Source organism: Clostridium sp. AM22-11AC, from assembly GCF_003473545.1.
Lineage (GTDB): Bacteria > Bacillota > Clostridia > Lachnospirales > Lachnospiraceae > Enterocloster.
The window spans coordinates 23,649-39,296 of record NZ_QUCM01000008.1 but is presented as its reverse complement, the minus strand read 5'-3'; the positions used below and the strand labels follow the sequence as shown (position 1 = coordinate 39,296).

General features: G+C 45.4%; 14 protein-coding genes. 13 read left to right on the top strand and 1 reads right to left on the bottom strand.

The window, feature by feature from the left end; genetic code table 11:
- The first annotated feature begins 100 nt into the window (after nucleotides 1-100).
- Both DW251_RS09545 and DW251_RS09540 read left to right on the top strand, forming a co-directional pair.
- Complete coding sequence (locus DW251_RS09545) at nucleotides 101-745, top strand: CHC2 zinc finger domain-containing protein (protein WP_117993318.1); 645 nt, start codon at nucleotides 101-103, stop codon at nucleotides 743-745.
- Complete coding sequence (locus DW251_RS09540; RefSeq protein ID WP_118300879.1) at nucleotides 714-2,051, top strand: virulence-associated E family protein; 1,338 nt, start codon at nucleotides 714-716, stop codon at nucleotides 2,049-2,051. The genes DW251_RS09545 and DW251_RS09540 overlap by 32 nt, the downstream gene beginning before the upstream one ends.
- A 28-nt stretch (nucleotides 2,052-2,079) precedes the next feature.
- Here the strand turns inward: DW251_RS09540 and DW251_RS18605 are convergent, their stop codons facing one another.
- Nucleotides 2,080-2,319 (bottom strand): hypothetical protein, encoded by a 240-nt coding sequence (locus tag DW251_RS18605; RefSeq protein WP_021682886.1) that lies wholly within the window; start codon nucleotides 2,317-2,319, stop codon nucleotides 2,080-2,082.
- Between DW251_RS18605 and DW251_RS09530 the strand changes: the two genes are divergently transcribed.
- The 11 genes from DW251_RS09530 to DW251_RS09480 all read left to right on the top strand — a co-directional run bounded on the left by DW251_RS09530 (nucleotide 2,293) and on the right by DW251_RS09480 (nucleotide 15,594).
- Nucleotides 2,293-2,490 (top strand): hypothetical protein, encoded by a 198-nt coding sequence (locus DW251_RS09530; RefSeq protein ID WP_002569220.1) that lies wholly within the window; start codon nucleotides 2,293-2,295, stop codon nucleotides 2,488-2,490. The genes DW251_RS18605 and DW251_RS09530 overlap by 27 nt on opposite strands.
- Nucleotides 2,491-4,161 (top strand): recombinase family protein, encoded by a 1,671-nt coding sequence (locus DW251_RS09525; RefSeq protein WP_014078548.1) that lies wholly within the window; start codon nucleotides 2,491-2,493, stop codon nucleotides 4,159-4,161. It abuts the gene before it with no gap.
- A gap of 105 nt (nucleotides 4,162-4,266) precedes the next feature.
- Entirely contained in the window at nucleotides 4,267-4,335 is a 69-nt protein-coding gene (locus tag DW251_RS09520) for a hypothetical protein (RefSeq protein ID WP_208913923.1), read from the top strand.
- Between the two features lie 3 nt (nucleotides 4,336-4,338).
- Nucleotides 4,339-5,211 (top strand): VirB6/TrbL-like conjugal transfer protein, CD1112 family, encoded by an 873-nt coding sequence (locus DW251_RS09515; RefSeq protein ID WP_002594229.1) that lies wholly within the window; start codon nucleotides 4,339-4,341, stop codon nucleotides 5,209-5,211.
- A gap of 12 nt (nucleotides 5,212-5,223) precedes the next feature.
- Entirely contained in the window at nucleotides 5,224-5,640 is a 417-nt protein-coding gene (locus DW251_RS09510) for a PrgI family protein (protein WP_002594228.1), read from the top strand.
- Entirely contained in the window at nucleotides 5,579-8,050 is a 2,472-nt protein-coding gene (locus DW251_RS09505; protein ID WP_002594227.1) for a VirB4-like conjugal transfer ATPase, CD1110 family, read from the top strand. Before DW251_RS09510 ends, DW251_RS09505 begins: the two co-directional genes overlap by 62 nt.
- Nucleotides 8,051-10,654 carry a CD1108 family mobile element protein gene (locus tag DW251_RS09500; protein ID WP_002594226.1) on the top strand — a complete coding sequence of 868 codons (2,604 nt, stop codon included), beginning with the start codon at nucleotides 8,051-8,053 and terminating at the stop codon, nucleotides 10,652-10,654.
- A gap of 18 nt (nucleotides 10,655-10,672) precedes the next feature.
- On the top strand, nucleotides 10,673-10,936 hold the full coding sequence (locus tag DW251_RS09495; RefSeq protein ID WP_002594225.1) for a DUF4315 family protein: 264 nt from the start codon (nucleotides 10,673-10,675) through the stop codon (nucleotides 10,934-10,936).
- Nucleotides 10,911-12,665: a CD1107 family mobile element protein gene (locus DW251_RS09490; RefSeq protein WP_002594224.1), complete on the top strand. Its 1,755-nt coding sequence runs from the start codon at nucleotides 10,911-10,913 to the stop codon at nucleotides 12,663-12,665. The genes DW251_RS09495 and DW251_RS09490 overlap by 26 nt, the downstream gene beginning before the upstream one ends.
- Nucleotides 12,666-12,667: 2 nt before the next feature.
- On the top strand, nucleotides 12,668-14,785 hold the full coding sequence (locus DW251_RS09485) for a DNA topoisomerase 3 (RefSeq protein WP_118300877.1): 2,118 nt from the start codon (nucleotides 12,668-12,670) through the stop codon (nucleotides 14,783-14,785).
- Between the two features lie 68 nt (nucleotides 14,786-14,853).
- Nucleotides 14,854-15,594 (top strand): hypothetical protein, encoded by a 741-nt coding sequence (locus tag DW251_RS09480; protein WP_002594222.1) that lies wholly within the window; start codon nucleotides 14,854-14,856, stop codon nucleotides 15,592-15,594.
- Nucleotides 15,595-15,648 lie beyond the last annotated feature (54 nt).

Sequence of the window (15,648 nt, the reverse complement as noted above, 5' to 3'; positions counted from 1 at the left end):
AGGCGAAACACAGACAACAGGATATGGAACTTTAACAGGCACTTGCCATTTTCAATCAGAGAATGTCAGGTGCTTTTCTTATTTTCAAGGAGGGATAGATTTGAATGTATTTGAAGCTGTGAAGCAGTCCGTCACAACAAGACAGGCTGCGGAGCATTATGGAATCCATGTAGGTCGGAACGGGATGGCTTGCTGCCCGTTCCATAATGATAAAACCCCAAGCATGAAGCTGGATTGGCGTTACCACTGCTTCGGCTGCGGTGCGGATGGGGATGTGATTGATTTTGCCGCCGCCCTGTATGGGCTGGCAAAGAAAGAAGCCGCCGTACAACTGGCAAATGACTTTGGGCTTTCCTATGAGGACTGGAAACCGCCGGGAAAGGCAAAAAAGCCCAAGCCCCAGCAGAAATCCCCGGAGGAACAGTTTCAGGAAGCAAAGAACCGCTGCTTCCGTATCCTTGCCGATTATCTCCACCTGCTTCGGGCATGGAGAACGGAATATGCCCCGCACTCCCCAGAGGAAGCCTTTCATCCCCGGTTTGTGGAAGCCTTACAAAAGCAAGCCCATGTGGAATATCTGCTGGATGTGCTGCTGTTCGGGGAGACAGAGGAAAAAGCGGCTTTGATTGCGGACTACGGAAAGGATGTGATACAGCTTGAACAGCGAATGGCAGAGCTTGCAGCCGCAGACGCAGCAAGAACTAAAAAACACCATGAACGCCATGCAGCCGCCCCAGAGCATTGAGGAAATCAAGGCGGGGCTGGAAACCACCGAGAAAGGCGGTGTCCGCCAGAGCATACGGAACTGCCTGACCGTATTCCAGCGTGACCCTCTGCTTTCCGGGGCTATCGCATACAACATCCTGACCGACCGCAAGGACATCATAAAGCCCATCGGTTTTCACAGAGAAAGCACAGCCCTGAACGATACGGATATGAAGTATCTGCTTCTCTATCTGGAAGAAACCTATGGGCTTACCAATGAGAAAAAGATTGATAATGCCATCGGGATTGTGGCGAATGAAAACAAGTACCACCCCATCCGGGATTATTTAAGTTCCCTTGTGTGGGACGGGACAGAGCGAATCCGCTTCTGCCTGCGGCACTTTCTGGGGGCTGACGCAGACGATTACACCTATGAAGCATTGAAGCTGTTCCTGCTGGGTGCAATCTCACGAGCCTTTCAGCCGGGGTGCAAGTTTGAAATCATGCTCTGTCTGGTCGGCGGTCAGGGGGCTGGCAAGTCCACTTTCTTCCGTCTGCTGGCAGTCCGGGACGAGTGGTTCTCCGATGATTTGCGGAAGCTGGACGATGACAATGTGTACCGCAAGCTGCAAGGTCACTGGATTATCGAAATGTCGGAAATGATGGCAACCGCCAACGCCAAGAGCATTGAGGAAATCAAGTCATTTTTAAGCCGACAGAAAGAGGTTTACAAGATACCCTATGAAACCCACCCAGCAGACCGCCCCCGTCAGTGCGTGTTTGGCGGCACTTCCAATGCCCTTGACTTCCTGCCCCTTGACCGTTCCGGCAACCGCCGCTTTATCCCCGTCATGGTGTACCCAGAGCAAGCCGAGGTTCACATTTTGGAGGACGAAGCCGCTTCCAGAGCCTATATCGAGCAGATGTGGGCAGAAGCGATGGAAATTTACAGAAGCGGCAGGTTCAAGCTGGCTTTCAGCCCTGCCATGCAGCGGTATCTCAAAGAACACCAGCGGGATTTTATGCCGGAGGACACCAAAGCCGGGATGATACAGGCGTATCTTGATAAGTACACCGGGAGCATGGTCTGCTCCAAGCAGCTCTATAAGGGAGCCTTGAACCATGCCTTTGACGAGCCGAAGCAATGGGAAATCCGGGAAATCAACGAGATTATGAACCAGTGCATTTCTGGCTGGCGGTACTTCCCGAACCCAAGAATGTTTTCCGAATATGGCAGACAAAAGGGCTGGGAGCGTGAAAACCCGGCAACGGACTTATGCAACCCGTCTGAAAAAACGATGGACGGTTTTGTGGAGGTCACAGAACAGATGGAGCTTCCGTTCTGAAAATGGCAGCCCGTTGCACCCCCTGTTGCTATCCCGTTGCCGAGCCGGTTGCCGGGGAAAACCCCTTATTTCCGGGCTTTTCTCCCTTATAACAACCAAAACAACAGAAAAATAAAAGAAAAGTATAAATAGTAACCATCGCCAGATTGAGATTGTTTGCAAGGTCTTTTGAAGCCCGTTGCCGGACTTCGTTGCCGACACCCTCTGTCTGGCTATTTTCATGTATGGAGGATAACTGCCTATGGCAAAAAACAAAACAGAGATTCATGTGACCACTGTATTTGACGGGGAACTGGACGCAACCGATGTGTTCGTCAGTCTGATTTCCCAGAAATACGGTAAAACAAATACAAAAGAATATCTTGCTAAAAAGAAAGATATAGGCTATAATGAAGATGAGGTTCAAAAGAGCCAGATACCGTCTGGATTGTGTGGGTAAATGGCTATGATGAACGAAATGGAATACAGAACAATCGGTTCGGCACTTGCCGGGGGCTATCGTGCGGCGGTCTATTGCAGGCTGTCAAAGGACGATGACCTGCAAGGCGAAAGTGCCAGTATCGCCAACCAGCGGGATATGCTGGAAAAATACTGCGAAAAGCAGGGATGGGAGGTTGTGGCAGTCTATCAGGACGATGGCTTCACAGGTCTTAATATGGAGCGTCCTGATTTACAGAGAATGTTGAGAGCCATTGAGCGCAGGCAAATCAACCTTGTCATCACGAAAGACCTCAGCCGACTGGGGCGGAACTATCTGCAAACCGGGCATTTGATTGAGGACTTTTTCCCAAGAAACGGTGTCCGCTATATCGCCATGAATGATGGTATCGACACCCTGCGGGATAACAACGACATCGCCCCGTTCAAAAATATCCTGAACGAGATGTACAGCAAGGACATTTCTAAGAAAGTCCATTCCTCTTATCTTCTGAAAGCGCAGAAAGGACAGTTTACCGGGTGTCTTGCCCCGTTTGGGTATCGGAAAGACCCGGAGGACAAAAACCATCTGCTCATTGACGAGGAAACCGCCCCGATTGTGCGGCTGATTTTCGGATATGCCCTAAACGGTCATGGTCCGAACTATATCCGCAGACGGCTGGAGGAAGAAAAAATCCCCTGCCCCACATGGTGGAACCGGGAACGGGGGCTTCGCAATACCCGTACCAAATGGGAAAAGAAAGACCCGGAAAATGGGCGGTATATGTGGGACTTCTCCGTTATCAAAGACCTTTTGATGAATCCCGTCTACACCGGGGCGATTGCTTCCCAGAAAAAAGACTACCGTTTCAAAATCGGCACGATCGGAGAAAAGAAGCCGGAGGACTGGATTGTGGTGGAGGGACAGCATGAACCGCTGATTGACCGCATGAGCTTTGATATTGTGCAGAACAAGCTGAAATCCCGCCAGCGCCCGGGGCAGACCAATGAAATCAGCCTGTTTGCCGGACTGATAAAATGCGGCGAGTGTGGGAAGTCTCTGACGATACGCTACACAAACGCAAAATATCCCCAGCAGATTTACTCCTGCAAGACCTACAATGCCTTTGGAAAGAACCACTGCACCCAGCACCGGATTGACTATGACACCCTTTACAGCCATGTGCTGCGGAAAATCCGGGAATGTGCCAGAGCTGCCCTGATGGACGGGGAAGCGGTTGCCGACCGCCTGACCAATACCTGTGAAGCCGAGCAGCGGGAACAACGGGAAGCAATGGAACGTTCCCTTACAAGGGACGAGGAACGGATTGAGGTTCTGGACAAAATGGTAATGCGGCTTTATGAGGATATGATTGCAGGGCGTATCAGTGAGCAGAATTTCAACACCATGCTGGAAAAGACACAGACTGAGCAGACGGAGCTTAAAACAAAAGTGTCCGAGGGCAGGAAGCGGCTGTCCGATGAAGTCCAGCTTGCCAATGACGCAAAACAATGGGTGGAAGCCATTCAGGAATACGCCAATATCACAGAGCTGGACGCAGCCACCCTTAACCGCTTAATCAAAGAAATCGTCGTGCATGAGCGCATTGACGAAGATAAAACAAGACACATTTCTATCGAAATTCATTTTAATCTCAAACCCATCCCGGAGGTGGAACAGGTCACTGCCTGACCTGTCCCGCCGGGACGGTTCTCTTAAAAACACCATATAGATTTTTTGTACGCCGCCGCCCGCCATCGAGCAGAGTTTTACACCTAATTGGGGATAAAACAGCTTATGAGTGGCGGTGGCATCATCATTGTGGCACAGACGGTAATTCCACAGCTTACCACACTGTTCTCATAATTCATGGGCGGGATCATTGATAAGATTACTGAATTCATAAAGGAACTGTTGCAGGGGTGGGTTCTGACCAACTTTGAAACCATGTTTACCGATGTCAATGACAAAGTAGGCACGATTGCAGGGGAGGTCAGCAAAACTCCCAGCACATGGAACTCCGGTATTTTTGATATGATAAAAACCCTGTCCGACAATGTGATGATTCCCATAGCGGGAATGATTATCAGCTTTGTACTCGTCTATGAGCTTATTTCCATGGTCATTGACAAAAATAACCTGCATGACTTCAATACAGCCATTTTTATCCGCTTTTTTATGAAAGCGTGTATTGCAGTCATGCTGTTAAGCAAGACTTTTGACATTGTAATGGCGGTATTTGATGTGGGAAGCCACATCGTCAATTCTGCCGCCGCAGCAATCAGTGGGGAAACCAGTATTGATGTTTCAAGTACGCTGCAGACGATGTTCAATGAGCAGTTTTCGGAAATGAGTATAGGCGAGCTGTTAGGACTGGGGATGGAGACCATGATCGTCAGTTTATGTATGAAAATCATGTCAGTCCTGATCACCGTCATTCTTTATGGGCGAATGATTGAAATATATCTTTATGTATCAGTAGCACCTGTTCCCTGCGCAACCGTAACCAACCGGGAGTGGGGAACAATAGGAACCAATTATTTTAAGGGACTTTGTGCCCTTGCATTTCAGGGATTTTTTATGATGGTATGCGTTGCAATCTATGCGGTGCTTGTGGCTGGTGTGGCAGTATCCGATAACCTGCATACGGCACTCTGGTCGGTGGCAGCATATACCGTGATTTTATGTTTTTCCATGTTTAAGACAGGTTCGCTGTCAAAATCTATCTGGAATGCGCACTAAGGGAGGAACGATATGGCAATATCCGTGCAGGTGCCAAAGGATTTGTCCGGGATCAAGACAAAAGTGGCACTGAATTTAACAAAGAGACAGATCATCTGTTTCAGTGGTGCGGCAGTAACGGGCATCCCTCTGTATTTTCTGACTAAGGGACTGATCGGGACATCAGCGGCATCACTTTTAATGATGGGAGCAATGCTTCCGTTCTTCTTTTTTGCGATGTATGAGAAAAACGGGTTTCCGGCGGAGAAGATTTTGTATTTTATGCTCCGGCAGAAGATACTCACGCCGGGAATCAGACCGTACCGGTCAGAAAACCTCTACAAGCAGTTGGAGGAGAAAGAAAAATTACGAAGGGAGGTTCGTTATCTTGAAGAAAAAGCAAAAGGCAGAACCGGAAAAACACAGAAAAAGCAGTTATCAGGGCAATAGCAGAAATAACAGCAAAAGTGGCGGTCTTACTTTTTCAGAGAAAAAGCGTCTTATGGAATTAAAGCATATTTTATCCGGCAGGGGCAAAGAGAAGGAAAAGCCGACTACCGCACAAAAGACGATTACTTTTGAGAAGATGTTCCGTGACGGTATCTGTCAGGTCAGCCACCATTATTATACAAAGATGGTGGAATTTTTTGATATAAACTATTCGCTTCTGGAAGTGGATGAGCAGGCGGATATACTGGCACAGTACAGTAAGCTCATCAATTATTTTGATCCGTCTGTGAAATTTGAACTGGTGTTATTCAACCGGCAAGTCAACGAGCAGATGCTTACGGAACAGTTTGACATTCCGTGGCAGGAGGATGATTTTAATGACATTCGTGAAGAATATACGGAGATGTTAAAGAAGCAGGCGGCAAAGGGAAACAATGGTATCATCAAATCAAAATATCTGATTTTTGGTGTGGAGAGCAATGGCTACAGGGAAGCCAAGAGCCGCCTTAACAACATTGAAAAAGATGTCATACGAAACTTAAACAATATAGGAACCCTTGCGAGGGGACTGGACGGAAAGGAAAGACTGCGTATCCTGCATGAATATTTTAATCAGGATACCATGGAGCCTTTCCGCTTTTCGTTTAAGGATCTGGCAGAATCCGGTAAGTCGGTCAAGGACTATATTGCACCGCCGGGGTTTGATTTCCGCTATCCGAACCGCTTCAAGTCGGGAAATATGTATGGCTGTGTGTCCTATCTGGATATTATCGCACCGAAGTTTACGGACGAGCTGATCAAGCAGCTTCTTGACATTGATGCAAACCTTACTATCTCCATGCACATGCAGACGGAAGATCCGGTAAAGGCAATCAAGAAGTTAAAAGCGGTCATTTCCAATATCCAGAAGATGAAGATTGAGGAGCAGAAAAAGGCAGTCCGGAGCGGCTACGATATGGATATTCTTCCAACGGATATTGTGACCTATGAAAAGGATACGCTGGAATTTCTGGATGATTTGAATACGAGCAATCAGAAGATGATCAACATGACATTCCTTATTACCTGTTATGGCAGAACCAAGCGGGAACTGGAGAGCTTAATGCAGAGAGTGTCCGGTATCATTCAGCAGGCAAACTGTGACCTCAGATGTTTACAGTATTTGCAGGAACAGGGACTTATGGCATCCGCACCGATTGGATGCAATGAGACAGGTATTGAGCGTACTCTTTCCACAAAAAGCACCGCAATCTTAGTACCATTCTGCACGCAGGAATTATTTATGCCTGCTCCGGCAATCTATTACGGGTTAAATGCACTCAGCAACAACATGATCATGGCAGACCGCAAAAGGCTCCGTACACCAAACGGAGTTATCTTAGGAACACCCGGAAGTGGTAAGAGTTTTAGTGCAAAGCGTGAGATTTTAAGTTGTTTTCTTATCACAAAGGACGACATTATTATCTGCGATCCGGAGGGCGAGTATTTTGCGCTAGTGGCAGCACTACATGGACAGGTTGTAAAACTTGCCACTAATTCCAAAGATTATCTGAACCCGATGGATATTCAGTTGAGCCATAAGGGGGATAAGGAAGCATTAAAACTGAAATCTGATTTTATCATTACATTGTGCGATCTGATTGCAGGTGGCAAGGACGGTCTGGAGAATGATGAGAAAGGTATCATCGACGAATGCATCCGTCATATTTACGATAAATATTTTGAAAATCCGGTGCCAGAAAATATGCCGATACTGGAGGATTTATACAACGCACTTCTGAAGCATAAGAATCCAAAGGCAGAGCGTATCGCAAACAGCCTTGTGCTGTATGTGCATGGTTCCCAGAATTATTTCAACCACCATACCAATGTGGACAGTGGCAACCGTATCATGTGCTTTGACATCAGAGACTTGGGAAATCAGTTAAAGGAACTTGGAATGTTGATCGTGCAGGATGCAGTGTGGAACAGGGTTTCACAGAACAGGGAGCGAAAGATTGCAACCCGTTATTACTGTGATGAGTTCCACCTTCTTCTGAAGGAAAAGCAGACAGCTATCTACTCTGTGGAAATCTGGAAGCGTTTCAGAAAATGGGGCGGTATTCCGACAGGTTTGACGCAGAATGTGGGCGATTTTCTCCGTTCTGAGGAGATTGAGGGTATTTTGGGTAACAGCGATTTTGTGTATCTGTTAAATCAGAATGCCAAAGATCAGGCAATCCTCGCTGATAAGCTGGGACTTTCTGATAAGCAGCTTTCCTATGTCACCAACTCTGAGCCGGGAAGTGGTCTGATACTGTTTGATAACGTGGTAATTCCCTTCGTGGATAAATACCCGACAGACACCAAGACCTACAGAATTATGAATACGAAGCCGGAGGAATCGGTGCAGAAGGAGGACGCAGTATAAATGGCGGAAAAGAGACAGAAGAAGCAGGCAGTAAAGGCATTTGAAAAAGAGACATTTTCCAAAGATAAGGAAGTGACTGGAGTAAAACATATAGAACACAGGCAGGACAACACCTTTTCTGTGGAAAACCAGTTTAGTGCCAGCGAGAAGCCTGTGAGCAACCTGTCAAGGGATGCGAACCATGGCAGTCGTACAAGAAATGCAACTTCTGGTCATAGCGTCCAGAAGTCGGAAGCCGAAGCGGAAAAGTCATTCTTAAAGGAAAACAGCTTCATGCAGGACGAACAGACTGATTATGAGACTTCTTCTGACAGCACGATAGAAAACAAGGTTCATGTCAGGGATACCTTCCAACGGTCTGAGGAAAAAGGAAAATATCACAAAGGGCGTGTGCAGAGAGAACACGCACACAGAGAGCGTGCGAAGTCAGAAAATACAAAGCAGTCCGATTATGGAGATTTCCAGACAAAGGATGCCACATTTTCGCAGGGGCAGGAGGAAGAATTTACCGACAAAAAAGTACAGAAGGCTTTTGATAAGTCGGAAAAGAGTCGTCAGAAGTTGCAGAAAGCAAAGGACAAGATGCCGAAAAAGCGGCAGTATGAGATGAAACGTGTCTTTGATGAACAGAACGGAAAAGCAAAATATATCGTTGTTCCGGTGGATGTGGAGAAGCCATTTAAGCAGGATGGTCTGGGAAAGACTGCGGTTCATAAGCTGCAAACGGAAAATATGTATTTTGTGCATCGTAAGATTGCAGAAACAGAAAAGGACAATTCTGCGGTTGAGGGTGCACACAAGACGGAACAGCGTGCCGAGGACATTTATCACTATATGAAGTATCACCGCAAGAGCAAGGCACAGAGAAAGCGTGACCGCCTAGAGCGATTGCAGAAAAAGCAGGTCACAGCAGATATGAAGCTGGAGTATGAGAAATTCATTAGTGAAAATCCACATCTAAAGGGCAACAGTCCAAAGAAACAGTTACAAAGGCAGCTACAGAAACAGCGCATCAAGCGTGAGTATGCCAAGGCAAGGCGGGCAGGAGCAGAAGCCAAGACTGCAAAGGAAACATTTACAAAGACAGCCAATGCCGCAACCGGGATTGCAAAGAAGTTACAGGAGATTGCCACAAAAAATAAAACACTGATTATCACAGTGGGTATTTTTGCTCTTCTGCTTATTATGATCATGTCGGCATTATCAAGCTGCGGTTCCATGTTTACCGGAACTGTGACAACAACGATGGCAAGCACATATCTTAGCCTTCCGGCAGAGATTGATGCAGCAGATTTATCTTTTACAGAAAAGGAAATGGAGCTGCAAAACAAGATTGACCGGATTGAAACTGATTACCCGGGATATGATGAATACGATTATAACCTTGGTGCAATCGGGCATGATCCATATACACTGATCAGTTATCTTTCCGCAGTCCATACGGAATTTACTGCCGCAGAAATGGAGAGTGAAATTCAGGAATTATTTGATGCCATGTATTCCCTTACTACTGAGGAAGTGGAGGAGACACGGACAAGGACAGTCACAAAGACCGGAACCAGAACAGTTACAAATGCAGATGGAAGCATCAGTACCGAGGAATACGAGTATGAGGAGGAAGAAGAATATATCGTAACAATCCTTCGAGTCACTTTAACGGTCACACCTCTTGAGAGCATTATTGCCGGACGCATGGATACGGAACAGGCAGAAATCTTTGCCGCCTACACGGAGACAAAAGGCGGGTTACAGGTATTTGGAACACCCGTGGATTACTACTGGTACTACTATATCAGCAGTTATTATGGATACCGGAAGAATCCGAACACCGGAGCAGAGGAGCTTCACAGGGGCGTGGACATTGCAGTGCCGACAGGTACAGTTGTCTATGCGGCGCATGACGGAACGGTTATGGAAGCGGCTTACGATTCCTATTATGGGAATTATGTGGTGATTACGGACAGTAAGGGATATACCACAAAATATGCCCACATGGACAGCTTAAATGTGTCCGCAGGACAGAGTGTCAAAAAGGGTGACGATATAGGCAAAAGCGGAAATACAGGAAGCAGTACCGGAAGCCACCTTCATATCGAATGTCTGTATAACGGGGAGTATTATAACCCGTTATTTTATTTTGAGGCAGGAGAGCAGACCATTTATGGGGAAACACCGGGCGGCACCGGAGGAGGAACCGGCAATGTGATACCACCGGAGTCCTATGACGATGCAACGGTGCAGACGCTTATGCGGGAAGCAAACAGGTATCTGGGAATGCCATATACTTTTGGCGGCACAGCTCCGGCAAGTTTTGACTGTTCCGGTTTTGTATGCTGGGTATTTTCAAACAGCGGCGTACATAACCTGCCAAGAACCACAGCACAGGGCATTTATGACCAGTGTACTTCGGTATCCGCATCGGAAGCAAAGGCAGGAGATCTCATATTTTTTACAAAAACTTATAATGCAGGGCGAACCGTCACGCATGTTGGTATTTATTGTGGAAACGGTACGATGGTGCATTGTGGTGATCCAATCCAGTATACCTCAATCAATACCTCTTACTGGCAGAGCCATTTTTATGGTTTTGGAAGATTAAATTAGCGAAGGGAGGAAGATCAGTTGTCAGTAGAAAGAATCAATGCACAGCTTAAAAAGGTCAGAGAACAGATAGCACAGCTACAGGCAAAGGAAAAAGACCTTGCAGAGCAGAAACAGATGGCGGAGGATGCCGAAGCCATGAAGATCATACGGAAATATAAAATCTCATCCGAGCGATTGCAGATGCTTAATAAGCTCAGTGAGGATGAAGTCAGAAATTTATTACAGAAACGGGAACAGGAAAAGGAGGATTCGACCAATGAAAATGAAGAAGTTATCCGTTAAGGCACTAATGTCCCTGATACTGTCGGCAATACTTTTTTGTATGCCGATTGGGGCATTTTTTGCAAACAGGGCAAATACTGTGGAGGTTCATGCGGAGGATACAGCAGAGCAGAAAACAGAAAGTGCGGCAGAGGAAAGCAGTGCAGAAAGCACAGCGTCCGGTAATGATAACAAGGACAGTTCCGGTAGTGGAGAAAATCACACAGAGCAGTCCACAGAGAATACAACGGAAAATTCCACAGAAGGCACAACCGAGGAAACACAGCCTTCCGCAAAATGCACCTGCAAGGAAAAATGCAGTCAGTATGCGGTGGATGAGGATTGTGAGGTGTGTGCAAAGGATTATAAGGAATGTGCTTATATCAATCCGAGCGTAAAAATTACAATCAATACACCTTCTGGGTGGCATAACGATACCACGAAAGTAACAGTCAAGGTGGAGGATACTATTGCATCCGGCAATTTTACCATTCGGACAGTAAAGGCAAAAGTCGGACAGAATGGAAGCTGGACAGATATTACCGAGGATATGTACATAGAGATTTCCGAGAACAGCACCATTTATGTGCAGGTCACAGACCAGAAGGGCAAGACCTACGAGAAAAACCGTTATATCAAGTGTTTTGATTTTACCAAGCCTACCTTAAATGCGGCAGTCAGCGACGGTCTTTTGAGCATTCAGGCACATGATACGGATTCCGGTATCAAGGCAATCTATGTCAATGGCTATGAGTTTACAGAGCATACGAATGGAGCCTTGAATATCCGTCTGCAACAGTTCGATGCAGGGTATCAGTATTTCACGATTTCTGCCATGGATAATGCAGGAAATACCTCTGAAATCTATAAAACAGCCAATCCGTATTACACCGATCCGGAGAATAAGGACAGCAATGAAAAAGATCCGGCACAGCAGCTCCCAGTGGATGCGTCGGCAACCAAACCTAGCTCTGCAACCGCACAGGTCACAGAACATACAAAAACGGATGTGAATGGAAATACAGTTTCCCAGACAGGCAGTGGAACAAATTCAAGCAGTTCCGCAACAGCAAAGCAATCTCCAAGTACGGGAGATACTTCTAAGGATGCAGACCAGAGCAGTGACAGTCAGACTTCTGAAAAAGGCAAGGAATTTTACACAATCCAGACTGCATCAGAAAAGGTATTTTATCTTGTGATTGATCGTGATGGGGAAGATGAAAAGGTGTATTTCCTTACAGAAGTCAGTGAAAACGACCTGCTGAATACCACAACGGATAACAGCGAGACACTTCCGAAAAATTCAGCGGCATTGGAATCTGCAATCCCTACCAAAGACAGCGCATTATCAAACAATAATGCTGATACCACAGGAGAGAAAACACAGGGAGCAGAAAGTGTTGAGGACAGCACCGAAGATAGCACGGAAGATACAAGTGAGCCGAAAGAGGATACCGCAAAGGCAGATGGTTCCGGCTTTACATATATTTTAATGGGCATTGCTGCGGTAGCTGTGATCGGAGTGGTATATGTTGTGAAATCCAAGAAGAAAAAGGAAAACTTCATTGATGAGGATGAAGATGAGGACGAGCTTGACGAGGACTACGATTATGAGGACGAGGAAGAAACCGAGCAGGATTCCGACGAAGCATTCATAAATGGTGGTGATGATACAGAATCAGTAGACACAGACGAGAATGACAATGAAGATAACAACAACGAGAATAACGAAGAAGATGGGGAGGAATAGAGATGGAGCTTGTAATTGCAGAGAAGCCGAGTGTGGCACAGAGCATTGCGGCGGTTCTTGGTGCCACACAGCGTAAGGACGGATATTTGGAAGGCAATGAGTATCTGGTATCATGGTGTGTGGGACATCTGGTAGAACTGGCACAGCCGGAAAGCTATGAGGAAGCATGGAAGAAATGGAGCTATGAGAGCCTTCCGATCATTCCGCAGGAATGGCAGCATGAAGTGAAAAGTGATACAAAAGCACAGTATCAGATTTTGAAAAAGCTCATGCATGATGACAGGGTAGATGCCGTTGTATGTGCTACCGATGCTGGAAGGGAGGGTGAGCTGATCTTTCGCCTGACCTACAACATGGCAGGGTGCAGAAAACCGATGAAGCGGTTATGGATTTCTTCCATGGAGGAAAGTGCTATCCGTGACGGCTTCCATAATCTTCGCCCAGGCAGCGACTATGATAACTTGTATCATTCAGCATTATGCAGGCAGGAAGCAGACTGGCTTGTGGGTATCAATGGGACAAGACTTTTTACGGTATTATATGGCGGTAAGGCATTGAAGGTTGGCAGAGTGCAGACACCGACACTTGCCATGCTGGTGGATCGTGAAAGTAAAATCATGAATTTCAAGAAAGAAGCCTATTATATGGCTCACATCATGGGAAATGGTCTGGATGCGGTATCAGAGCATATCAGTGATAAAACGGAAGCAGAGAGGATTGCAGGAGCCTGTGAAAACGGACAGGCTCTTGTCACTTCCGTGGTAAAGGAAGAAAAGTGGGTAGCACCGCCGAAGCTCTATGACCTTACAACACTCCAAAGGGATGCAAACCGTCTGTTTGGTTTTACTGCCAAGCAGACATTGGAATATACGCAGAGCCTTTATGAGAAAAAGTTAGTAACTTATCCAAGAACAGACAGCCAGTATCTTTCCGATGACATGGAAGGTACTGCAAAAAATGTGATCGAAGCGATTTTCAATTCTCTGTTATTTGAGCAGAATATCATGTTCAATCCAGATATTAAAAGAATTTTGAACAGCAAGAAAGTGACGGACCACCACGCAATCATTCCTACCATGGAGATCATCAAGCAGGACTTAAAGGCAATCCCGGAGAGCGAAATGAAGATACTTTCCCTTTGTGCAAACCGTCTGCTGTGTGCGACCGGGGAGAAGCACATTTATAATTCCACAAAGGCAGTGATTACCTGCAACAATACTGTATTTAAGGTATCCGGCAAGGAAGTGTGGAAAAATGGATGGAAGGAATTTGAGGATTTCTTCAAAAATTCCTATAAAACCGCAGAGGATAAATCGGATGCAGAGGAAGAAAAGAAGCTGCCGGAGCTTCGTGAGGGCATGACGATTGCAGTGGAGCAGACAAGAGTTTCCGAGCATTTCACACAGCCACCGAAACATTACACCGAGGACAGCTTACTGTCTGCCATGGAGCGAGCCGGAGCAGAAGATATGGGTGACGAAGTGGAGAGAAAAGGACTTGGCACACCTGCCACCAGAGTTGACATTATTGAAAAACTGGTAAAAGACGGATTCGTAAAGCGTGAGAAAAAGCAGATGATTCCGACAGAGGACGGAATGAAGCTGATCACGATACTTCCGGATGTAGTAAAATCTCCGAAACTGACTGCTGACTGGGAAAATGAGCTTACACTTGTATCCAAAGGAGAAGTTGCTGCAGAGCAGTTTATGTCTGGTATTGAAGCAATGGTAACTGATCTTGTAAAGACCTATCACAGCGTTAGTGATGAGCAGAAAGCCATGTTTGGCACAGGCAAGGGTGAACAGGAAGTGCTAGGCAAATGCCCGAAGTGCGGTGCCGATGTAGTCAAGGGAAAATTCGGAGCGTACTGTACCGGGAAGTGCGGTATGAATGTCGGCAAGGCACTTGGGGTAACACTTTCCGATACACAGGTCAAGAGCCTGCTTCAAGGGAAAAAGATACTTGTAAAAGGATTAAAAGGCAAGAAAGGCAGCTATGATGCTTATTTGATTCCGGAGAGCATAGAGGAGTTTTCCTATACGAAGGATGGAAAAGAAATCAAGGGATTCCAGTATAAGTTTAAGATGGAATTTTCTCAAAAGGCAGGAAAGCAAGGGTAGGAATGTAGCTGTGATTGTGGTATAGTGGGGAAAGTATCGGAATTTGTAAAGTTAAGGAGAAATACTTAATGTGGTTAGACAGAAATGAACTTGTATCACTTGATTTGAAGTTGACATCGGACTATGGTGATATCATACCAAAAATACAAATAGGTTATGATCTATTTAATCTTATTGAACATAATACCAGTATAGATACAGAAACTAAAATCAATTTAAAAGAGAAAGCAGTAATATGTCATCAGAAAATCAAAATGATGTTGTTTGCAGAAAAATGTGCTATTGAAAATTTAAATGAATTTGAAGTCTCACAGAACATGGAAATGCCTTGCCTTTTTGGAGATGATGAAACAACATTGCTTTATCATACTGAAAGTACAATCCTTTTTGCAAGAAATGCATTAGATGTAGTAGCTACTATTTTTCATTGTATAGCTTTTCATGAAAGAAATGATAGTTTCAATAAATTCACAAAGAAAATATTGAAGGATGAAAATGATAAATTTATTTATTTAAAATCATATCTTTGTGAAATAGATAAACTTGATACACATGCTTTTCGTTTACTCTGTGGTAGCGAGAGAGGAAGATCATTAAGAGATCAAATCGTACATCAAACTAATATTAAACTTGAGTATGATGAGTATAAAGAAGGTAGCAATAAAGAGAAGTTATTCATAGTGTTATATAAGGGTGAAATTGTGATTTGTTATAGAGAATTTATGAGGAACTTTGTTATGGAAGTTGTAGAAATGATTTCATCTATTTCACAAAAATTCATTCTCGACGAATTAGAAAATCAACTATAATGGGAAATGTAATAGACAATTCTCTATTTGTGGATGTCGAGAAATTTAATTTAG